19 protein-coding genes and 1 pseudogene are annotated in these 22,039 nt (G+C 59.4%); 10 read left to right on the top strand and 10 right to left on the bottom strand.

What is annotated here, in order from left to right; translation table 11 throughout:
- The first annotated feature begins 53 nt into the window (after nt 1–53).
- From mdtD to yccS, 4 genes and pseudogenes are all read left to right on the top strand, one after another.
- A complete protein-coding gene (mdtD, locus tag R1A29_RS26685) occupies nt 54–1,493 on the top strand; it encodes a multidrug transporter subunit MdtD (protein WP_085709132.1) in 1,440 nt (479 codons plus the stop codon).
- A gap of 80 nt (nt 1,494–1,573) precedes the next feature.
- Nucleotides 1,574–2,958, top strand: a pseudogene (dbpA, locus tag R1A29_RS26690) (ATP-dependent RNA helicase DbpA).
- A 48-nt stretch (nt 2,959–3,006) separates the two neighbouring features.
- Nucleotides 3,007–4,185, top strand: coding sequence for an NAD(P)/FAD-dependent oxidoreductase (locus R1A29_RS26695; RefSeq protein ID WP_305835765.1), 1,179 nt, complete (start codon nt 3,007–3,009; stop codon nt 4,183–4,185).
- A gap of 110 nt (nt 4,186–4,295) precedes the next feature.
- On the top strand, nt 4,296–6,479 hold the full coding sequence (gene yccS, locus R1A29_RS26700; RefSeq protein WP_134828362.1) for a YccS family putative transporter: 2,184 nt from the start codon (nt 4,296–4,298) through the stop codon (nt 6,477–6,479).
- Between the two features lie 6 nt (nt 6,480–6,485).
- Here yccS and R1A29_RS26705 read toward each other — a convergent pair whose 3' ends face one another.
- A complete protein-coding gene (locus R1A29_RS26705; protein ID WP_085709128.1) occupies nt 6,486–7,223 on the bottom strand; it encodes a substrate-binding periplasmic protein in 738 nt (245 codons plus the stop codon).
- A gap of 256 nt (nt 7,224–7,479) precedes the next feature.
- Here R1A29_RS26705 and R1A29_RS26710 point away from each other — a divergent pair, with 256 nt between their 5' ends.
- Nucleotides 7,480–7,932 (top strand): GNAT family N-acetyltransferase, encoded by a 453-nt coding sequence (locus tag R1A29_RS26710; protein ID WP_085709127.1) that lies wholly within the window; start codon nt 7,480–7,482, stop codon nt 7,930–7,932.
- 207 nt (nt 7,933–8,139) lie between these two features.
- Here the strand turns inward: R1A29_RS26710 and R1A29_RS26715 are convergent, their stop codons facing one another.
- Genes R1A29_RS26715 through R1A29_RS26725 form a run of 3 tightly spaced genes read right to left on the bottom strand, consistent with a single transcriptional unit; the run spans nt 8,140 to nt 11,116 of the window.
- Nucleotides 8,140–8,436, bottom strand: coding sequence for a winged helix-turn-helix domain-containing protein (locus tag R1A29_RS26715; protein ID WP_008033286.1), 297 nt, complete (start codon nt 8,434–8,436; stop codon nt 8,140–8,142).
- A 24-nt stretch (nt 8,437–8,460) separates the two neighbouring features.
- Complete coding sequence (locus R1A29_RS26720; protein ID WP_114886018.1) at nt 8,461–8,952, bottom strand: M48 metallopeptidase family protein; 492 nt, start codon at nt 8,950–8,952, stop codon at nt 8,461–8,463.
- 40 nt (nt 8,953–8,992) lie between these two features.
- Entirely contained in the window at nt 8,993–11,116 is a 2,124-nt protein-coding gene (locus R1A29_RS26725) for a putative bifunctional diguanylate cyclase/phosphodiesterase (RefSeq protein WP_119427578.1), read from the bottom strand.
- A 333-nt stretch (nt 11,117–11,449) separates the two neighbouring features.
- On the opposite strand from R1A29_RS26725, the gene R1A29_RS26730 reads away from it, so the two are divergent.
- From R1A29_RS26730 to R1A29_RS26750, 5 genes are all read left to right on the top strand, one after another.
- A complete protein-coding gene (locus tag R1A29_RS26730) occupies nt 11,450–12,118 on the top strand; it encodes a polysaccharide lyase family 7 protein (protein ID WP_134828365.1) in 669 nt (222 codons plus the stop codon).
- Between the two features lie 365 nt (nt 12,119–12,483).
- The gene (locus R1A29_RS26735; protein ID WP_438300016.1) at nt 12,484–12,843 is read left to right on the top strand and encodes a DUF6124 family protein; all 360 of its coding nucleotides are present in this window, start codon (nt 12,484–12,486) and stop codon (nt 12,841–12,843) included.
- 284 nt (nt 12,844–13,127) lie between these two features.
- Nucleotides 13,128–13,403, top strand: a complete 276-nt coding sequence (locus R1A29_RS26740; RefSeq protein WP_438300017.1) for a hypothetical protein — start codon at nt 13,128–13,130, stop codon at nt 13,401–13,403.
- A gap of 437 nt (nt 13,404–13,840) precedes the next feature.
- Entirely contained in the window at nt 13,841–14,119 is a 279-nt protein-coding gene (locus tag R1A29_RS26745) for a hypothetical protein (protein WP_438300018.1), read from the top strand.
- Between the two features lie 641 nt (nt 14,120–14,760).
- Nucleotides 14,761–15,039, top strand: a complete 279-nt coding sequence (locus R1A29_RS26750; protein WP_438300019.1) for a hypothetical protein — start codon at nt 14,761–14,763, stop codon at nt 15,037–15,039.
- Between the two features lie 555 nt (nt 15,040–15,594).
- On the opposite strand, the gene fba is transcribed toward R1A29_RS26750, so the two are convergent.
- The 6 genes from fba to tkt all read right to left on the bottom strand — a co-directional run bounded on the left by fba (nt 15,595) and on the right by tkt (nt 21,823).
- A complete protein-coding gene (gene fba / locus R1A29_RS26755; RefSeq protein WP_007959708.1) occupies nt 15,595–16,659 on the bottom strand; it encodes a class II fructose-bisphosphate aldolase in 1,065 nt (354 codons plus the stop codon).
- A gap of 125 nt (nt 16,660–16,784) precedes the next feature.
- Nucleotides 16,785–17,117 carry an MliC family protein gene (locus R1A29_RS26760; protein WP_438300020.1) on the bottom strand — a complete coding sequence of 111 codons (333 nt, stop codon included), beginning with the start codon at nt 17,115–17,117 and terminating at the stop codon, nt 16,785–16,787.
- 57 nt (nt 17,118–17,174) lie between these two features.
- Complete coding sequence (locus R1A29_RS26765) at nt 17,175–17,396, bottom strand: hypothetical protein (RefSeq protein WP_085688661.1); 222 nt, start codon at nt 17,394–17,396, stop codon at nt 17,175–17,177.
- 34 nt (nt 17,397–17,430) lie between these two features.
- On the bottom strand, nt 17,431–18,594 hold the full coding sequence (locus tag R1A29_RS26770; RefSeq protein ID WP_438300021.1) for a phosphoglycerate kinase: 1,164 nt from the start codon (nt 18,592–18,594) through the stop codon (nt 17,431–17,433).
- A 12-nt stretch (nt 18,595–18,606) separates the two neighbouring features.
- Nucleotides 18,607–19,659, bottom strand: coding sequence for an erythrose-4-phosphate dehydrogenase (gene epd, locus R1A29_RS26775; protein ID WP_134828368.1), 1,053 nt, complete (start codon nt 19,657–19,659; stop codon nt 18,607–18,609).
- A 166-nt stretch (nt 19,660–19,825) separates the two neighbouring features.
- A complete protein-coding gene (gene tkt, locus R1A29_RS26780; RefSeq protein ID WP_438300022.1) occupies nt 19,826–21,823 on the bottom strand; it encodes a transketolase in 1,998 nt (665 codons plus the stop codon).
- Nucleotides 21,824–22,039: the final 216 nt, after the last annotated feature.

The raw sequence follows: 22,039 nt of genomic DNA on the forward strand, positions 1-22,039 counted from the left end.
CCCGCGCCTGGCGCGGGAACGATCATTCACAGCCCCACACCACAAGAGGTTCCATGCCCAACCGCCCGCCTCTCGACGCCATCACCGCCCGCTGGTTGCCGTGGGTCGTCGCCATCGCTTTCTTCATGCAGTCCCTCGACGGGACCATCCTCAACACCGCCCTGCCGGCCATGGCCCGGGATCTGGCCGAAGACCCGTTGCGCATGCAGGGCGTAGTCATCGCCTACATGCTCACCGTGGCGTTGCTGATTCCGGCCTCGGGCTGGATCGCCGACCGCTTCGGCACCAAGAAAATCTTCTTCGGCGCGATCCTGCTGTTCAGCATCGGCTCGCTGCTCTGCGCCCTGTCCAGCAGCCTGACCATGCTGGTCGGCGCCCGGGTGATTCAGGGCCTCGGCGGTGCACTGATGCTGCCGGTCGGGCGATTGGTGGTGCTGCGCGCCTACCCGCGTTCTGAACTCGTACGGATCATGGGCTTCATCACCATTCCCGGCCTGCTCGGCCCGCTGATCGGCCCGACCATGGGCGGCTGGATGGTGCAATACCTGACGTGGCACTGGATCTTTCTGATCAACCTGCCGGTCGGCGTCATCGGCTGCTACGCGGTGTGGAAGTTCATTCCCGACCTGCGCGGCACCGAGCGCACACGCTTCGATAGCCTCGGCTTCCTGCTGTTCGGCGCAGCGATGATTCTGATCACCATCGCCATGGAAGGCCTTGGCGAATTGCACTTGCCGCACTTGCGCGTGATGTTGCTGCTGTTCGGTGGCATGGCCTGTCTGGCCGCGTACTGGTTGCGCGCCGGGCGAGTCGAGAATCCGCTGTTCGCGCCTTCGCTGTTCAAGACGCGGACGTTTGCGGTGGGGATCATCGGTAACCTGTTCGCCCGTCTGGGCAGCGGCGCGTTGCCGTTTCTGGTGCCGTTACTGCTGCAGGTGGCGCTGGGTTATTCACCGTCGCAGGCCGGGATGAGCATGCTGCCGCTGGCCGCCGCAGCGATGTTTGCCAAGTGGATGGCGCGGCCGCTGATCGAACGTCTCGGCTATCGCATCGTTTTGACCGGCAACACGCTGGCGCTGGGGATCATGCTGGCGAGCATGGGCCTGGTCAGCGAGCAGACACCGTATTGGCTGCTGCTTTGCCTGCTGGCGATTCTCGGCGCGATCAACTCGCTGCAGTTCACCGCGATGAACACCGTGACCCTGATCGATCTCGACGACGCCAGCGCCAGCAGCGGCAACAGCCTGCTGTCGGTGGTCGCGCAGTTGTCGCTGAGTCTCGGGGTGGCCTGCGCCGGTGCGTTGCTCGGCGGCTTCACGGCGGAAATCGGCAATGATGGCGTTGAAACGGTGCTGGGCGCGTTCCAGCTGACGTTCGTGACCGTGGGTGTCATGGCGATGCTGGCGGCGACCATCTTCTCGCAACTCTCGAAAGAAGACGGGCGGCGCGTCAAACGTCCCGATGAACATCCGGACGAACACATCGAACATTAACCACTGTTCGTCCAGAACTTTCGAGGAAAGTGGCACGGGGCTGCTACACTGCGCGACATTTTGTTTTGCAGGCCAGTCCCGTGACCACCATCGCCACCGCTTTTAATACTTTGCCGCTGTCCGCCGCCATGCTGGCTAACCTCGAATCTCTCGGTTATGCCCAGATGACGCCGATCCAGGCGCAGAGCTTGCCGGTGATCCTCAAGGGGATGGACCTAATCGCCCAGGCCAAGACCGGCAGCGGCAAGACCGCCGCGTTCGGCATCGGCCTGCTGAACCCGATCAATCCGCGCTACTTCGGTTGCCAGGCTCTGGTCATCTGCCCGACCCGCGAGCTGGCCGACCAGGTCGCCAAGGAAATCCGTCGTCTGGCCCGCGCCGAAGACAACATCAAGGTCCTGACCCTGTGCGGCGGCGTGTCGTTCGGCCCGCAGATCGCCTCGCTGGAGCACGGCGCGCACATCATCGTCGGCACCCCGGGGCGCATCCAGCAGCACCTGCGCAAGGGCTCGCTGGTCCTCGACGGCCTCAACACGCTGATCCTCGACGAAGCCGACCGCATGCTCGACATGGGTTTCTACGACGCCATCGAAGACATCATCGAGCAGACCCCGACCCGCCGTCAGACCCTGCTGTTCTCGGCGACCTACCCGGTGGGCATCAAGCAACTCGCTTCGAAGTTCATGCGCGATCCGCAAACGGTCAAGGCCGAAGCGTTCCACGACGACACCCAGATCGAGCAGCGCTTCTACGAGATCTCACCGGAAGAGCGTATGAGCGCGGTGACCAAGGTCCTGCACCACTTCCGCCCGGCCTCCACCGTGGCGTTCTGCTTCACCAAGCAGCAAGTGCAGGAAACCGTCGATCACCTGACCTCCAAAGGCATCTCCGCCGTCGGCCTGCACGGCGATCTGGAACAGCGTGACCGCGACCGGTACTGGCGATGTTCGCCAACCGCAGCACTTCGGTACTGGTGGCCACTGACGTTGCCGCCCGTGGTCTGGACATCGATTCGCTGGACATGGTGATCAACGTCGAGCTTGCCCGGGATTCGGAAATCCACATTCACCGCGTCGGCCGTACCGGTCGTGCCGGCGAGAAAGGCATCGCGGTCAGCCTGGTGGCGCCGTCGGAAGCGCACCGCGCCCAGGCCATCGAACAACTGCAGAAAACCCCGCTGAACTGGGATCAGGTGGACAACCTGAAATCCCAGGGCGGTGCCCCGCTGCAACCGCCGATGAGCACGCTGTGCATCGCCGGCGGGCGCAAGGACAAGGTGCGTCCGGGTGACATTCTCGGCGCACTGACCGGTGAAGCCGGTATTCCGGGCACGCAGGTTGGCAAGATCGCGATCTTCGACTTCCAGTCCTATGTGGCCGTCGAGCGCACCGTGGTCATGCAGGCGCTGCAGCGCTTGAACAACGGCAAGATCAAGGGTCGTTCGCTGCGCGTTCGCGTCCTCTGACCTGAACGTTACCGAAACCGATACTGATCGTTGTGTGAGGACACCGTTTTGCGCTCTACCGAAGTCGTGATCATTGGCGCTGGCGCCGCTGGGTTGATGTGTGCACTGACCGCCGCCGGGCGCGGGCGTCAGGTGTTGCTGCTCGACCACGCGAACAAGGCCGGCAAGAAAATCCTGATGTCCGGCGGTGGGCGCTGCAACTTCACCAACATGTACACCGAGCCGGGCAATTTCCTCTCGCAGAATCCGCACTTCTGCAAATCCGCGCTGGCCCGCTACACCCAGTGGGATTTCATCGGCATGGTCGCCAAGCACGGCGTGCCGTATCACGAGAAGAAACTCGGCCAGTTGTTCTGCGATAACAAATCCAGCGACATCCTCGGCATGCTGCTGGACGAGTGCGATCAGGTCGGCGTCAACCTGCACCTCGACACTTCGATCCAGACCATCGAGAAAGTCGAGGGCGGCTACCTGCTCGACACCACCCTTGGCCAGATCCAGTGCCAGTCGCTGGTGATCGCCACCGGCGGCCTGTCGATCCCGACGCTGGGCGCGACCGGATTCGGTTACCAGGTCGCCAAGCAATTCGGCCACGACCTGCTGCCGACCCGCGCCGGTCTGGTGCCGTTCACCATCACCGATCAGCTCAAGGATCTGTGCACCGAACTGTCCGGCACCTCGGTGGATTGCCTGGTCAGCTGCAACGACCAGAGCTTTCGCGAGAACATACTGTTCACGCACCGCGGACTCAGCGGCCCGGCGATCCTGCAGATTTCCTCGTTCTGGGAGCCGGGCGACACGGTCGAGATCAACCTGCTGCCGGATCACGACGCCGCAAGCTGGCTGCAACAGCAGACCGCCGAGCGCCCGAACAGCGAACTGAAAACCCTGCTCGGTGAAATTTTCACCAAGAAGATGGCCAACCTGCTGGCGGACAACTGGTTCGTCTCCAAACCGATGAAGCAGTACACCCACGCCGAACTGGCAGACATCGCCGAAAAGCTCGGCAGCTGGAAAGTCGTCCCGGCCGGCACCGAAGGCTACCGCACTGCCGAAGTCACCCTCGGTGGCGTCGACACCCGCGAAGTCTCGTCCAAGACCATGGAATCGCTGAAAAGCCCGGGCCTGTACTTTGTCGGCGAAGTGCTGGATGTCACCGGGCATCTGGGCGGCTTCAACTTTCAGTGGGCCTGGGCATCGGGTTACGCGGCGGCGCAATACGTCTGACCTGAAGGCCGTGCGGAACACTTTTTGCTGTCAGATGTGATCGGCGCCATTGCGTCGGCGTCATTACTGGCTCAATTTAGCGGCATCGCCTCGGAAGGCCTTCGCACTTCATGTCCTCGACCTCGTTTCGTCAGTCTTTGCGGCGCCTGTGGGCGCTGGATAAATTCAGCTACAGCGTGCGGGTGTTCATCGCCCTGACCGGCAGCATGGCGCTGTGCTGGTATCAGGATGAAATGGGGCTGCTGATCCCGCTGTTCCTCGGGATCATCGCCAGCGCCCTGGCCGAGACCGACGACAGTTGGCAGGGCCGTCTCAATGCCCTGGCAGTGACGCTGGTGTGTTTCAGCGTTGCGGCGCTGTCGGTGGAATTGCTGTTCCCCTACCCCATCGTGTTCGTCATCGCTCTGGCGCTGGCCAGTTTCGGCCTGACCATGCTCGGTGCGCTCGGCGAGCGTTATGGCGCGATTGCTTCGGCGACGCTGATTCTTTCCGTCTACACCATGATCGGCGTGGACCAGCGCGGCGGCGCAGTCACGGATTTCTGGCACGAGCCGATGCTGCTGGTGGCCGGGGCCGCGTGGTACGGTTTGCTGTCGGTTTTGTGGCAGGCGATGTTCTCCAACCAGCCGGTGCAGCAGAGCCTGGCGCGGCTGTTTCGTGAGCTGGGTTATTACCTGAAGCTGAAAGCCTCGCTGTTCGAGCCGATCCGTCAGCTGGACGTCGAAGCGCGGCGCCTGGAACTGGCCCAGCAAAACGGCCGCGTCGTGGCGGCACTGAACAGTGCCAAGGAAATCATCCTGCACCGCGTCGGCAATGGCCGCCCCGGCTCGAAAGTCAGCCGCTACCTGAAGCTTTATTTCCTCGCCCAGGACATTCACGAACGCGCCAGTTCTTCGCACTACCCTTACAACGCGCTGGCCGAGGCGTTTTTCCATAGCGACGTGCTGTTCCGCTGCCAACGCCTGCTGCGCCAGCAAGGCAAGGCGTGCCGGGCGCTGGCCGAGTCGATCCAGATGCGCCAGCCATTCATCTACGACGCGACATTCGCCGAAGCCCTGAGCGACCTGCACGCCTCCCTCGAACACCTGCGCATCCAGAGCAACCCGGCCTGGCGCGGGCTGCTGCGTTCGCTGCGGGCACTGGCGGCCAACCTCGGCACTCTTGACCGCTTGCTCAGCGATGCCAGCAACCCTGATGCCCTGGCCGATGCCACCGACAGCAGCCTGCTCGACCGCTCGCCGCGCAACTTCAAGGATGTGCTGACTCGCCTGCGCACCCAACTGACGCCGACGTCACTGTTGTTCCGCCACGCCCTGCGCCTGCCGCTGGCACTGAGTATCGGTTACGGCATGGTGCATCTGATTCACCCGTCGCAGGGGTACTGGATCATCCTCACCACGCTGTTCGTCTGCCAGCCGAACTACGGCGCTACCCGGCGCAAACTCGGCCAGCGGATTCTCGGCACCGCCATCGGCCTGACCATCGCCTGGGCGCTGTTCGATCTGTTCCCGAGCCCGCTGGTGCAGTCGTGCTTCGCCATCGCCGCCGGCGTGGTGTTCTTCACCAACCGCACCACCCGCTACACCGTGGCCACCGCCGCCATCACGATCATGGTGCTGTTCTGCTTCAACCAGGTCGGCGACGGTTACGGGCTGTTTGTGCCGCGTCTGTTCGATACCCTGCTCGGCAGCCTGATCGCAGGCCTGACGGTGATCCTGTTCCTGCCGGACTGGCAGGGTCGGCGCCTGAACAAAGTGCTGGCCAACACCCTGACCTGCAACAGCATCTACCTGCGCCAGATCATGCAGCAATACGCCGCCGGCAAGAGCGACGACCTCGCCTATCGCCTCGCCCGGCGCAACGCGCACAATGCCGACGCGGCGCTGTCGACTACGCTGGCGAACATGCTGATGGAGCCGGGGCATTTCCGAAAGGAAGCCGATGTCGGTTTCCGTTTCCTGGTGCTGTCGCACACCCTGCTCAGCTATCTGTCGGGCCTTGGCGCGCACCGGGAAACCCAGTTGCCGGCCGAAGTGCGTGAGCATCTGATCGATGGCGCCGGGGTGAAACTGGCCAGCAGCATCGACGAGATCGCCCAGGGGCTGGCGAGCAAACAGCCGATTGCGATCCAGAGCGATGAAGAAGAAGCGCTGGCCAATGAACTTGAGCAAATGGCGGACGAAATCGATGAAGGCCAACGGCTGGTGCAGACGCAACTGGCGCTGATCTGCCGTCAGCTAGGCCCGTTGCGCACGCTGGCGGCGCACTTGATCAAGGACACCGCCGAAGATTGAGTCGCCTCACATGCCGTGCTGCCTGAGCAACTTGTCATAGCTGCCATCGGCCTTCATCGCCGCAATCGCCTTGTCGAACCCGGCCACGATCTGTTCGTGCTCCGGGTTCTTCAGGCTGACCAGAATGTGCAGGCTGTTCTCGCTCAGAGGCTTGGGCAGGAACTCCACGGCGTTACGCACCTTCGGTGATTCACGGGCCAGGTAATAGCGGGCGACGTATTCGTCTTCCAGGGTCAGCTTGACCCGGTCCGCCGCCAGCATGCGCACGGCCATGGCGAAGTTATGCACAGGAACTTTCTGCAGCGCGGTGTCGGCATCGAACGGCGCCGAATAGGCATAGCCGCGCACCACGGCAATCGGGTAGGTGTGCAGTTCCTGCAAGTTGTTGTATTCGATGGGGGTGTCTTTGCGCTTGAGAAAACGCACGCGGTTGAGCAGGTACTCGTCGGAAAACTGCCCGAGCTTCGTACGCTCGTCGTTGTACCAGGCGTTGACCAGCACGTCGTAACGTCCCTCGCCAACCCCGAGCAACGCCCGCGCCCACGGCACCTGTTCGTAATCGCTGGCATAACCGGCCCGGGCCAGGGCCGTGCTGACGATGTCCGTGGCCAGCCCACCGTTGACCAGTGTGTCATCGGTAAAGGGCGGCCAGACGTCGAAGACCAGACGCAATTTCTCCGCTGCAGCGCTTTGACCCAGCAACAGCAATCCGATCAAAGCCAACGCTCGATGCAATCGCGGCATGCTTGAAAATCCTTAGCGGGCGGGCCGCCCGGCGTGTTTTCAGTCAAAACCCCAAGGCCCCGTACCGGCGAATCCCAGGCCCTAACATTAGCTCATTGAAGCCGTTGCACAGCGCTTCTCAGCAGATTACACAAAGATGTCGGCGCCGCCAGAAGGGAATGATGGCATTTTGGCCTTTGTCACAGATTTCTCAGCCATACAGACATATTTCGACGTGGCGCTTAGTATCGGGCGACGTAGTTCAAGGAATCGGAAGATGACAATCGAGTGGGTCTGCAAACATCACAGCGATCTGGGACTGGAACAGCTGTACGCCATTTTGAAACTGCGCTCGGAAGTGTTCGTGGTCGAACAGCGCTGTGCGTACCTGGACCCGGACGGGCAGGATCTGGACGGGGACACCTGCCATTTGATGGGGTGGGAAGGTGATCAACTGGTGGCATATCTGCGCCTGCTGGACCCGGAATCCCAGGGCGGCGACGTGGTGATCGGCCGTGTACTGACGGCGCCCGCCGGACGTGGCAAAGGCCTGGGGCATGAAATGATGGAACAGGCGCTGAAACAGGCTGAGAAGCGTTGGCCAGAGGTGCCGATCTATCTGTCGGCCCAGGCGCATCTGCAGGGGTATTACGGGCGGTACGGGTTTGTGGTGGCGGGTGAGGAATATCTTGAGGATGACATTCCGCACATAGGGATGCGGCGCTCCTGAAAAGCCCCTCACCCTAACCCTCTCCCGGAGGGAGAGGGGACCTAACGTGGAAAATTGGAGAGATCCACCGACCTGAACGAGCGTTGTCGAATCCATAATCGCCACGCTTAATCAGGTCGATGTATGACGCAAGACACCTCGGTCAGCTCCCTCTCCCTCCGGGAGAGGGCTGGGGTGAGGGCAACGATCCAGAGGCGAACAACCAACTCAGGGATACTCCAAAACCGCCTTGATCTGCCGCAAATTCCTCTCGATCCACCCCCGATCAATCGCCCCCCACTCACGAATCCGGTAGCGCCCCGCATGGTTGCGCGCGCCCTCTTCCTGCTCGAACTCGCAGACGATATCCAGATCCGCCAGTGCCGCAATGGTGTCCTGCGCCGTGCGCCGGGGCATGCCGGTGACGTCGGTCAGCGCCGGCACGCTGCTGGCCAGGCCGCTGTCGATCAGGTACGCCACGTACAAGCGCCGGTAGAAACTGCTCTTGGTCTTGCTCACGTCCATGCATGCGCTCCGTTGTTTGATGTCTTATTGCATGTCCCGCCACGTCAGGTACACCCGCAGATCGAACTCGATCTGGTGATAGCCTGGCAGCATGTGCTCACATAATTTATAGAACGCCTTGTTGTGATCCGACTCCTTGAAGTGCGCCAGTTCATGCACGACGATCATCTTCAAAAACTCCGGCGCGGCCTCCTTGAACAGCGAGGCAATGCGAATCTCTTTCTTGGCCTTGAGCTTGCCGCCCTGCACCCGCGACACCGTGGTGTGCAGGCCGAGGGCGCGGTGGGTCAGGTCGAGGCGGTTGTCGAACAGAACCTTGTCGATGGCCGGGGCGTTACGCAGGTATTCCTGTTTCAGGTCCAGCGCGTAGCCGTACAACGCCTTGTCGCTCTGCACATCGTGGCGGCCCGGATAACGTTGGCTCAGGTAATCACCGAGGCGATCTTCGGCAATCAATTGGCGCACCTGATCCTGCAATTGCGCGGGATAGGCCTGGAGGTATTTCAACGCGGTCATGGGCGGCACGGGTCATGAAAAGGCCGCCAGTGTAGCGAATTCAACCGGCCAACGCGCTCCAGTCGAACGGCTCGGCAAAGCGCGTCGCGTCCTCGGCGACCAACGGCCGCGCCACGAGGAAGCCTTGCACGTACTCACAGCCATGGGCTTGCAGCCATTGATATTGCTCGACGGTTTCCACGCCTTCGGCAATCACCAGCAAGCCGTATTCCTTGCATAAGTCGATGACCGTGCGCACCAGCGAGGCGTCCCGGGACGAGTCCGGCAATCGGGCGATCAGGTGGCGATCGAGCTTGAGCGTATCCAGCTCCAGATCCCGCAGATGCGACAGCGAGCAGGACCCGGAACCAAAATCGTCCAGCGCTACCCGCACCCCGAGATTGCGCAGCAGCTTCAGTTGTTTGCGGGTCTCGTCCGGGTTGATCGTCAGCGCCTCCTCGGTCACTTCCACTTCCATCTGATGCGGTTGCAAGCCATGGCGCTCCAGCACCTGGCGCAATTCGGTCACCAGGTTCGGCAAACCAAACTGGGTATTGCTCAGGCTCACCCCAAGCACCAGGTCCCTGGAAAACTCGGACTCCCAGGCCTTACGCTGCCCGGCGCTGCGGTGATAGATCCAACTGCCGAGCCGACTGATCAACGTCGCCTCTTCCAGCAACGGCAGGAACAGCCCCGGCGGCACATCGCCGACGCTCGGGTGCTGCCAGCGCAGCAATGCCTCGAAACCGCGAATCCGGCCGTCGCCAATCGCCACCTGCGGCTGATACACCAGATTGAAATCGCGGTTCTCGATGGCGTTGCGCACGCTCTCTTCCAGCATCAGCCTCGAGCGCGCGCGGCCGTTCATTTCGTGATCGTAGAAGCGATATTGCTGACGCCCGGCGCGCTTGGCTTCGTACATGGCGATGTCCGAAGCACGCATCAAACCGTCGAGGTTGTTGCCGCAATCCGGGTACGTGGCGATGCCGATACTGGCGCCAAGGGCGATGTCCATGCCTTCGATCTGCTGACAGATCGACACCCGTTCGATGAGCTTCTCGGCGATCTTCGCCGCCTGTTCGGGGAACTCCAGATCCAGCAGCGCGGTGAACTCATCACCGCCCATCCGCGCCAGAATGTCGAACGGCCGCAGGCAGGCCTTCAGTTGTTCGGAGACCCAGCGCAACACCCGGTCGCCGGCGTCGTGGCCGAGGGAATCGTTGACCCGTTTGAAGCCATCAAGATCGAGGTACATCAGCACCCAACTGCTGTCACTGCGTTCACCGCGCAACAGCAGGTTTTCCACCGTCTGGTAAAAGCCACGACGATTGAGCAGCCCAGTCAACGGATCGGTGACAGCCTGAAACTCCAGCTGCTGATGCAGATGTCGCACCACCGACATGTCCAGCACCGTCACCACCATCGCATGCTGCTCGCTCGGCAGCGGCGCGCAGGACAACGCCACCGGCACTTGCTGGCCTGGCGCGGTACGCAGCAACGCATCGTGTAAACGCAGCGTCTCGCCACGTTTGTAACTGGCATAAAACTCGGAATCGGCCCACAGCGGAATGTGCGGTTTCTGCAGGAAATCGAGAAACTCCTGCCCTTCCAGTTCTTTCACCGGCGCGTTGAGCAACCGGGAAATCGCCGGGTTGGCAAAGCGGATCAAGCCATCCTCGGCCAGCACCAGAATCCCTTCGGCGGCGTTATCCAGCACCGAGGCATTGAAGGCCCGCGCCGATTCCAGATCCTGACTCAGGCGCTGCAACGCCCGGCGATTGCGCTGGTGCTCCAGCAACGCCTGGACCTTGGGTTTGAGAATCTGCGGGTCGAAGGGTTTGAACAGGTAATCCACCGCGCCACTGGCATAGCCCTTGATCACGGCGTCCTGGGACTGTTCGTTGGCGGTAAGGAAAATGATGGGGGTGAGCCGCGTTCGCTGGCTGCCGCGCATCAGGCGCGCGACTTCAAAACCGTCCATGCCCGGCATCTGCACATCCAGCAGTACCAAGTCGATGTCGTGTTCGAGCAACAGGCTGAGGGCTTCGAAACCGGAAGCCGCGGTCATGACCTGCCAGTCCTGGCGCTGCAGCAACGCGCGCATGCTGATCAGATTTTCAGGGTAATCATCAACGATCAAAAGGACGGAGCTGCCTTCACCTGGCTGGGTTTGCGCGCATTCCATGCTGCTTCTCTTGTCGGGACATCCAATCGGGACGCGGCCGGTTTCTCGTGAAAACCGTACTGTTACTGAGCCTTCACTCTAGTCCTGGATCCGAAAAAGCAGTAGCTGTCATCAGGCCATCATTTAACCAAACCGGTAAGTAGCCGACTAACGGTCATCGCTGCAGCCCCCGAAAACCGGGAAACATGGCATTTCGACAGGATGTTGGCGCCAATCATCCGCCAGACGGCCGTTAACAAAAAATCCCTCTACGCTTATAAAGGCCGCCCCCAAGAGGCGCGGGCTAGAGCTTCTGGCACGCGCGTGCAGCAGAAACAGAGTGGAAGAACCGACATGATCGACCTCGCAACCTGGAACCTCAGCGTTCCCGTTGGCAGCCCGCCCCACACCGTCGAAACCTCCAGACTGGTGAACGGCTTCAAGGATCAGTACTTCCATTCCGACACCGGCACCCTGTTCTTCTGGTCCCCGGTGACCGGCTCGAAAACCGAAAACGCCATCTATCCGCGCACCGAACTGCGCGAAACCTTCAGCAACGGCACCTTGCGCAACTGGTACTACCCGGACGCCGACAACCTGCTGCGCGCGACCCTCTCGGTCAACAAGGTGCCCAGTTCCGGCAAGATCGTCATCGGCCAGATCCACGCCTATGAAAGCCAGAAGCCGCTGGTGAAACTTGAGTATCAGTACAAGAGCAAACTGGATTCCGGCAACCTGGTGATCAAGGTGCGGATGCACCCGGATGACGACGAGGGCCGGGTGATTACTCTGGCGACCGGGATCAAACTGGATCGCGAATTCAATTACCTGATTCACCTCAGCCCCGGTGGCGCGCTGGGTATCAGCGCGGCCGGGTATCAGTGGGACTCGCAGATCAGCGCGACCTGGCGCAACAAACCGCTGTACTTCAAGGCCGGCGTGTATGTGCAGGACAACACCGGGTACACCAGCGAGGGTGGGCAGGTGACGTTCAGCAAGCTCGATATCGATCACGATAAATAGTGGCGACGTGCTCGTTTAAGGCTGATGTTTAAAGACGGTTCGCGTTACTTCCTGAAGCCTACAACGGCTTGCGTCGCGGCCTACCGGTACGCCAGAATCCGCCGGCTTGTGCGCCTGGAGGGCCATCGGTAACTTGATTCGGGTCACTGATTCGCAGTGATCGGGTTTAGTAGCCTGTGGTTTCAAGCTTGGTGCACAAGCATCTGTCAGTCAGGAATTTCGATTCCTGAACTCGATGGCGACTGTGCGCAGGGCACCTTCGGGTGCGCCGGCTTGCTCGAAACCCCGGTCTACTAACCTGCGTACAGTTGCCTCCACTTTGATTAGTAGCCAGAGCGGGGGCACTCCAATCAGGTTTCGAGCAAATGACTAAATCAACGCCTCATCCGCCAGAAAAAGATCTGGCCTCCCCCTACGATTCCCTCGACCCCAAAAAACTCAACGAAGCCGCCGAACGCGCCCTCGATCACTACCTCTGCCCCGGCGCCCGCATCATGGCCACGGTCAACGAACCCGACCGCATGTACTTCGCCAACCCCGCCTGCAACACCGAATCCCTGCTGGCCAACGCCAGCGAAACCCTCGGCTCCGCCAGCGAAATGCTCAACAACTTCGCCGCAATACTCCCGACATCCCACCGCAAAACCGCGCTGGGTATCGCGCAAGTGGTGATGCTGGGGGAACTGGCGGTGAATCAGGCGCTGGATCACGTCGAGCCGAAGTAATAAGTGCAAAAAGGGGTGAACTCATTGAGTCGCCCCCTCCATTACTCTCAGCATTTCCCCAAGCATCTGCGTCCGATTTTTTCACATTCAAAACAACAAACCAGCTGCCTTTCATCGCCACGCCTATCCAAATATCAAAAAAATCAAAAACCATTCCAAATAATTATTAAAAACTGTCATTTATAACAGGTGCTGAAACTCGAGTTAAAAACTAACATCATGAACAGCACAGAAAAAAAGTTCTTAAATTTTAATATTCCACGAAGACATGAAGGAGAAATGTCATGGGCCAAGTCAATCCGAACGGAACCTATTACGGGCGCGTGTATGATGCCGGCGAGAGTCATAACGCCACTCTCAGCATTATTAATTCCGACCCGCAAACAGGCAACATTTCACAGGCCACAATGGATTATTACGGACTTACCTTTACCGTTGACGGGAGTTTCGCCTATCAAAGTTTATCGGATGAATCCGCTGTATCCTTCAACCTTCAACCTTCGAGCACAAGCAGGAGCCCCGGAATACAACGTCCTTATTACCAGCATGAGTTCACCTGATAGAAGTTATTCCAATTTGAACGGCACTGTTCGCGTCGATCGTGGAGGACCGAATGTAGGTAAAACATACAACATCACCTTCACTAAATAAAACACAAGAAAACAAACGTGAGACGACAAACGGAGGGACGGATTTATTTATCTGGCCAACGCCAAAGAAACTCTAGGCTCCACCAGCGGAATGCTCAACTACTTCACCGCGATACTGCGTTCACCCCACCGCAAACTGTGCTGGAAATCGCGCAAGTGGTGGTGCTTTGGGAACTGGCGGTGAATCAGACGCGGAATTACGTCGAGTCAAAAACTTATCAGCAACTGGCTGAGGTAGCTCATCTACTACAGAACCCAAGCCATATGAAAGGCTTGAGTCTTGAGTATCGTTACGAAAGAGTCTCCTCAAAAAACAGTTATTTAAAATTTTCTGAAAGGAATCAATCATGGCACTTCATCAATTTACCTTGGCAACCAACAGCGGCGCAGAAACCATAATCGGTGGCCCACCATCGTCCGCACAGCCTGGAGCAGCACTCTATATGTGGCACTGTGAATTGGCGGGTGTCGTTCCCAGTTGGCGAGTAGTCGCAAGTGCTTATGCCGATGCTAATGGTGCTTTTGCGGCATTTGCGTCTTTACCCTTCAATCCCGACATAAGTCAGTGGGCAGTGACCAATGGAGAGAGTCCTGACGCAGCAGCGGCGGCCATTCCTCAGAACTAACTTAAGGGACTAACTTAAGGGGACAGATTAAAAAATGGGACTGAGTTATTTATCATATAATTTTGCACACATGCAAAGTAAATAAACCCGTCCTCTTTTCTCCCTCCCTCCAAACAAAATGCTCCAAAAAATTAATGTTTCCTTCCACATCAAAATCAGGAATCCGGCCATGCCCACCACATACAGGATAGTCAATGAGCCCTTTGAGTTATTTTACTCCGACACCAATCTTCCGGGTTCCCCGATAATGGGCATCAACTGCAGAGACCCTAACAACGTTGCATATCAGCTGTATAACAAACCCTATGGAACGTATCAGCGACTAGGTGGCTGCAACCTCAAACTCCCCTCCACCATACCTTATTCATCTGGAATGATAGCGGATGTTTATGCCGACAACACCACCACGGGCCTACCGGCGAACAGTTTCGCACATCAACAAACATTAACGAGCAACACACCTGGCAAGATATTTATTGGAATGCCTTCCATGACCACGCTGGGTCCCGGGCTAATCGAATGCTACGGCTCAGTAACAGACAACGCGAGCAATACTATCTACATAATTAAGTCGTTCTATTTCACTATACAGTTACCGTAATCGACGACTCTCAGCCATCTAAGAGCATGGAGCAACTGAAATGAACACAAAACAAAATGTACCTCGCGTGGTAATCGTGCACATCGGTCATCGGCTAAGTGCAATTACAAGTAAAAACAAACTGGTGGAGGGCACCATTGTATCGATGGATAGCACAAGCATAAAAGTAAAAAATGCAGTTAATCTAAACGAGATCATTCTACCTAGCAAAATCTTAGCGGTAGGCCTAGATGACCTTGACTATTTGATTCACGAGCCATTTGATCCTGACTACTTACCCGGCCTAGATGTATTCGATCCCACAAACACCCCCAAATAGTCTGGCCGGGAGAGGCCGAGATTATCGAAATCCCCAGTACTCCGCCCCTCCCCCCCGCACCAACCACCGTGAAGCCCTACATTCCCCCTGGACCAGATAATGTTCCTTGGATTTGGGACCAACACTATAACCCCGTATACGTTGCGGGTTCCAATGGGCAAGTATTAAAAGGAGATTATATTAGTAGCCCCTCGAATACTTACGCATTGAAATTTAGCTTCACCGCGCAGGAAGAGGTAGAAGAGTCAACTAAAACTGTCAAAGTAATAAAATATATGTATAAACCGGCATAAATCAGAAGCCAAAGGAAAAACCGACGGGGACGAAAGGGACGAAAGGGGCGGATTTATTTAACCATCAACTTCACACTAAAGCCGCTACAAGCTACGCAGACCATAAAAATGTCACCCATATCGGACTTCGGCCAAGCCAATCCAGACGTTGTCTGTTACAGGTGACATTTCACCCAGCAGAAATATGAGCTCACCATGAAACTCCAGGCAAAAAAAACCCGCCTCACGGCGGGTTTCTTTCAAATCAGCTCAACACCCAGTCTCAATTGACCTTGGCGTTCAGCTCACCCTTCAGATAACGCTGATACATGCTTTCCAGCGAGATCGGCTTGATCTTCGAAGCGTTGCCGGCAGTGCCGAAGGCTTCGTAGCGAGCGATACATACATCGCGCATGGCCTTCACGGTTTCGCCGAAGAATTTACGCGGGTCGAATTCGCTCGGGTTGGTGGCCATCAGGCGACGCATGGCGCCGGTGGATGCCAGACGCAGGTCGGTGTCGATGTTGACCTTGCGCACGCCGTGCTTGATGCCTTCGACGATTTCTTCAACCGGTACGCCGTAGGTTTCTTTGATGTCGCCGCCGTACTGGTTGATGATCGCCAGCCACTCTTGCGGAACCGACGAGGAACCGTGCATCACCAGGTGGGTGTTCGGGATGCGTTTGTGGATTTCCTTGATGCGGTCGATCGCCAGCACGTCGCCAGTAGGTGGCTTGGTGAACTTGTAGGCGCCGTGACTGGTGCCGATGGCGATGGCCAGGGCATCAACTTGGGTCTTCTTGACGAAGTCAGCGGCTTCTTCCGGGTCGGTCAGCATCTGGCTGTGATCCAGAACGCCTTCGGCGCCGATGCCGTCTTCTTCACCGGCCATGCCGGTTTCCAGAGAACCCAGGCAGCCCAGCTCGCCTTCTACCGATACGCCGCAGGCGTGAGCCATGGCGACGGTTTGTTGAGTTACGCGAACGTTGTATTCGTAGTCGGTCGGGGTCTTGCCGTCTTCGCCGAGGGAGCCGTCCATCATCACCGAGCTGAAGCCCAGCTGGATCGAGCGCTGGCAGACGTCAGGGCTGGTGCCGTGGTCCTGGTGCATGCACACCGGGATGTGCGGGAATTCTTCGATCGCGGCCAGGATCAGGTGACGCAGGAACGGCGCGCCGGCGTATTTGCGGGCGCCGGCCGAAGCCTGAACGATCACCGGGGAGTCAGTCTTGTCAGCGGCTTCCATGATGGCGCGCATCTGCTCAAGGTTATTGACGTTGAAGGCTGGAACGCCGTAGCCGAACTCGGCTGCGTGGTCCAGCATCTGGCGCATGCTGATAAGTGCCATTGTGTGTGTCTCTCCCGGTTTGGGTCGTTAATCGTGCCAGCCTGCCGGAGCGGCGGCGGCTATTCAAGTGATTGCAGATCAGGGGTTGAGGCCCGGCCTGGTGATTCGATAAAGCAGATTCTGTTTTATTCGGCTTTGCAGCCTCGGCCGATCAGATCATTGGTTGCGACCCAGTAGACCAGGCCTTCATTGCCTTTGATGTGAAACGCCAGCATGTCGTCGCTGTACAACACACCCGAGGCGCCCGGCTCTTCTTTCAGGCGATAGACCTGATCGCCGCCGCCCAGTCGCACATCGACTGCCTTTTGGCCGGCGTCGGTGTAGCGCCACAACACCTTGGCCTGACTGTCGCAGGTCCAGGTGGTCCAGTTATCCACAGGGGCGGACGACTGGAACGGGTTCCACTGCGCACAACCGCCCAACAATCCCAGTGCCGCAACGGCGATCAAGCCTTTCATCCGTGTTCCTCGACCGGCAGCGCACGCCGCCGGCCCTGAGTTAAAGAGTCAGACCGGTCAAGGGCAACCATGTTCCTTGGCCGGGGTTTGCGTCTCGTATTTGTCCAGGCCTTCCGGCCCCGAGCGCTTGTTCAGCACCGGGTTGGTTTCGGCCTGCCAGTCGGCCTGGTAGCAGCCCTTCTGTGCCTCGCCGGGTGCCGGCTCCGGCGCAGCCTTCGGGTTACTCCCGCAGGCTGCCAATGTACCGGTCAGCAACAACAGCGCTAACGACTTGACCATCTGAACACTCCTTTGCCTGGCCAAACGGGCGGCCTCAGGCCTTGGCCCGGCTTTCCAGGACTTCAACGGCCGGCAGCACCTTGCCCTCGACGAATTCGAGGAACGCGCCACCGCCGGTGGAAATGTAGGAGATCTTTTCAGCCACGCCATATTTATCGATGGCCGCCAGGGTGTCGCCACCGCCGGCAATCGAGAACGCCGCGCTTTCAGCGATGGCTTCGGCCAGTACTTTGGTGCCGTTGCCAAACTGGTCGAATTCGAACACGCCGACCGGGCCGTTCCACAGGATGGTTTTCGACGACTTCAGCAGTTCGGCGAAGTTGGCCGCGGTTTGCGGGCCGATGTCGAGGATCATGTCGTCAGAAGCGACGTCAGCGATCAGCTTCACGGTCGCTTCAGCGCTTTCAGCGAATTCCTTGGCAACCACAACGTCGACCGGCAGTGGCACGCTGACCTTGGCGGCAATGGCGCGCGCGGTGTCCAGCAGGTCCGGTTCGTACAGCGACTTGCCGACCGGGTGACCGGCAGCAGCCAGGAAGGTGTTGGCGATGCCGCCGCCGACGATCAGTTGATCGCAGATCTGGCTCAGGCTGTTCAGCACGTCGAGTTTGGTCGAGACCTTGGAACCGGCAACGATGGCCGCCATCGGCTTGGCCGGTGCGCCCAGGGCTTTGCCCAGTGCATCCAGTTCAGCGGCCAGCAGCGGACCGGCAGCGGCGACCTTGGCGAACTTGGCTACACCATGCGTCGAACCTTCAGCGCGGTGAGCGGTGCCGAAAGCGTCCATCACAAACACGTCGCACAGGGCGGCGTATTGCTGGGCCAGTTCGTCGGCGTTCTTTTTCTCGCCCTTGTTGAAGCGCACGTTTTCGAACAGCACGATGTCGCCGGCCTTGACGTCAACGCCGCCCAGGTAGTCGGCCACCAGCGGCACTTCGCGGCCCAGGGCCTTGCTCAGGTAGTCGGCGACCGGCTTGAGGCTGTTTTCGGCGGAGAATTCGCCTTCGGTCGGACGACCCAGGTGCGAGCAGACCATCACGGCCGCGCCTTTTTCCAGGGCCAGCTTGATGGTCGGCAGCGAAGCCAGGATACGCGCATCGCTGGTGACAACACCGTCCTTGACTGGGACGTTGAGGTCTTCGCGGATCAATACGCGCTTACCTTGCAGATCGAGGTCGGACATCTTCAACACGGTCATGGGTCGCACTTCCTACGGTTTTTTTGAAGTCGCTGTCTGCAGATAGTGTTCTGCAACATCCAGCATTCGGTTGGCAAAACCCCATTCGTTGTCGAACCAGGCCAGGATGTTCACCAGCCGTGGGCCGGAAACACGGGTCTGACTGGCATCGACGATGGCCGAATGTGGGTCATGGTTGAAATCACAACTTGCGTGGGGCAGCTCGGTGTAGGCCAAAAGACCTTTGAGCGGGCCGCTGGTGGCAGCCTCGCGCAGGATCCGGTTGACCTCGCCGGCGTCGGTGTCGCTCGCGGTCTGCATCGTGATGTCGAGGCAGGACACGTTGACCGTCGGCACGCGTACGGCTTTGGCCTGGATTCGCCCGGCAAGTTCCGGCAGCAGGCGCTCGATACCCCGCGCCAGACCGGTGGACACCGGGATCACCGACTGGAACGCCGAACGGGTGCGGCGCAGGTCTTCGTGGTGATAGGCGTCGATCACCGGCTGATCGTTCATCGCCGAGTGAATCGTGGTGATCGACACGAATTCCAGGCCGATCGCCTTGTCCAGCAGGCGCAACAGCGGCACGCCGCAGTTGGTGGTGCAGGAGGCGTTGGACACCAGCAGTTCGTCGCCGGTCAGGCAATCCTGATTGACGCCGTAGACGATGGTGGCGTCGACATCCGCCTCGCTGGCCATCGGCTGCGAAAACAGCACCCGCGGCGCGCCGGCGTCGAGGAAACGCTGGCCGTCTTCACGGGTGTGGTAGGCGCCGGAGCATTCGAGCACCAGATCGACGCCCAGGGACGCCCAATCGATGCTTTCGGGGGTGGAACTGCGCAGAACCTTCACGCAGTTGCCATTGATATGCAGACAATCGCCGTCGACCTTCACCTCGCCCGGAAACCGGCCGTGAGTGGAGTCGAAGCGTGTCAGGTATTCAATGCTGGCCATGTCGGCCAGATCGTTGATCGCGACAATTTCAAACCCGGCTTTATCGCCTCGCTCGAACAACGCACGCAAGACGCAACGACCAATCCGGCCGTAGCCGTTGAGTGCAACTTTGTAGGGACGCGGTTGAGGCATGGGGTTCTCGATTACCGTGGTGTATCCGTTGATGCGATGGCGCCTGAACCATCGCTATCGCGAGCAAGCTCGCTCCCACATGAGTCATACATAACCCTGTGGGAGCGACGGTGCGACGACTCGACTTGCTCGCGAATGCGCCAGTTCAGGCGACACCTTTTCTGGATCAGTCTTCCAGCAGCTCTTCAGCCTGACCCAGGATGTTTTCCAGGGTGAAGCCGAACTCTTCGAACAGTGCCGAAGCCGGAGCCGATTCGCCGTAGGTGGTCATGCCGATCACACGACCTTCCAGACCCACGTACTTGAACCAGAAGTCGGCGTGGGCCGCTTCGATCGCGATACGCGCGCCAACCTGCAACGGCAGGACCGATTGCTTGTAGCTGGCGTCCTGAGCGTCGAACGCGCTGGTGCATGGCATGGAAACCACACGTACCTTGCGGCCCTGCTCGGTCAGTTTGTCGTAGGCCTGAACGGCCAGGCCGACTTCCGAACCGGTAGCGATCAGGATCAGCTCAGGCTCGCCTGCGCAGTCTTTCAGCACATAGCCACCACGGCTGATGTCGGCGATCTGGCCGGCATCACGGGTTTGGTGCTGCAGGTTCTGACGCGAGAAGATCAGCGCCGACGGGCCGTCCTTGCGCTCCAGGGCGTTTTTCCAGGCCACGGCCGATTCAACGGCATCGGCTGGACGCCAGGTGTCGAGGTTCGGCGTGCTGCGCAGGCTGGTCAGTTGCTCGATCGGCTGGTGCGTCGGGCCGTCTTCGCCCAGACCGATGGAGTCGTGGGTGTAGACGTGGATCACACGCTGCTTCATCAGCGCGGACATGCGCACCGCGTTGCGGGCGTATTCCATGAACATCAGGAAGGTCGCGCCGTAAGGCACCAGACCGCCGTGCAGGGCAACGCCGTTCATGATCGCGGTCATGCCGAATTCGCGCACGCCGTAGTACATGTAGTTGCCGCTGGCGTCTTCGGCGCTGACGCCTTTGCAGCCTTTCCACAGGGTCAGGTTGGAACCGGCCAGGTCAGCCGAACCGCCCAGCACTTCCGGCAGCAGCGGGCCGAACGCGTTCAGGGCGTTCTGGCTGGCTTTACGGCTGGCGATGGTTTCGCCCTTGGCCGCGACTTCGGCGATGTAGGCGTCAGCCTTCTCGGAGAAGTCAGCTGGCAGCTCGCCGCTCAGGCGACGGATCAGTTCGTTGGCTTCGGTCGGGAACGCGGCGGAGTAGGCAGCGAAACGCTGGTCCCACTCGGCTTCGACAGCGCGGCCCTTTTCCTTGGCATCCCACTCGGCATAGATGTCGGCCGGGATTTCGAACGGACCGTAGTTCCAGTTCAGCGCCTGACGGGTCAGGGCGATTTCCGCGTCACCCAGCGGGGCGCCGTGGCAATCTTCCTTGCCCTGCTTGTTCGGCGAACCGAAACCGATGGTGGTCTTGCAGCAGATCAGGGTCGGCAGCGGGCTCTTGCGAGCGGTCTCGATGGCGGTCTTGATCTCTTCCGGGTCGTGACCGTCGACGTTGCGGATCACCTGCCAGTTGTAGGCTTCGAAACGCTTCGGCGTGTCATCGGTGAACCAGCCTTCGACTTCGCCGTCGATGGAGATGCCGTTGTCATCGTAGAAGGCGATCAGCTTGCCCAGGCCCAGAGTGCCGGCCAGGGAAGCGACTTCGTGGGAAATGCCTTCCATCATGCAGCCATCACCCAGGAACACGTAGGTGTGGTGGTCGACGATGTTGTGGCCAGGACGGTTGAACTGCGCGCCCAGTACCTTTTCCGCCAGGGCGAAGCCCACGGCGTTGGCCAGACCCTGACCCAGCGGGCCGGTGGTGGTCTCGACGCCCGGGGTGTAACCGAATTCCGGGTGGCCCGGGGTGCGGCTGTGCAGTTGACGGAACTGTTTCAGGTCGTCGATCGACAGGTCGTAACCGGTCAGGTGCAGCAGCGAGTAGATCAACATCGAGCCGTGGCCGTTGGACAGCACGAAGCGGTCACGGTCGGCGAAGGATGGATTGCTCGGGTTGTGCTTGAGGTAGTCGCGCCAAAGCACTTCGGCAATATCTGCCATACCCATAGGGGCACCGGGATGGCCGCTGTTGGCTTTTTGCACGGCATCCATGCTGAGGGCACGAATGGCGTTGGCACGCTCACGACGGCTAGGCATCGCTGATCTCCTGGGTGTGAATAGATTGAAACGGAAAAAAGGAGGGCATTTTCCCTCACCCGAGCGCCTCGGGGCAATGACAGATAGTCATCCGGAGGCGTTTTTCCAATGGATAACATCGGTTTCGGCTGGTGAAACCTTTCCGCTGTTCGTCTGTAGAGTTAACCGGTCAGTGAGAAGTGCAATAAAAAGTGCCACCCATCGAGCAATATCAAA

The organism is Pseudomonas sp. NMS19W, assembly GCF_051554255.1.
GTDB lineage: Bacteria > Pseudomonadota > Gammaproteobacteria > Pseudomonadales > Pseudomonadaceae > Aquipseudomonas > Aquipseudomonas kribbensis.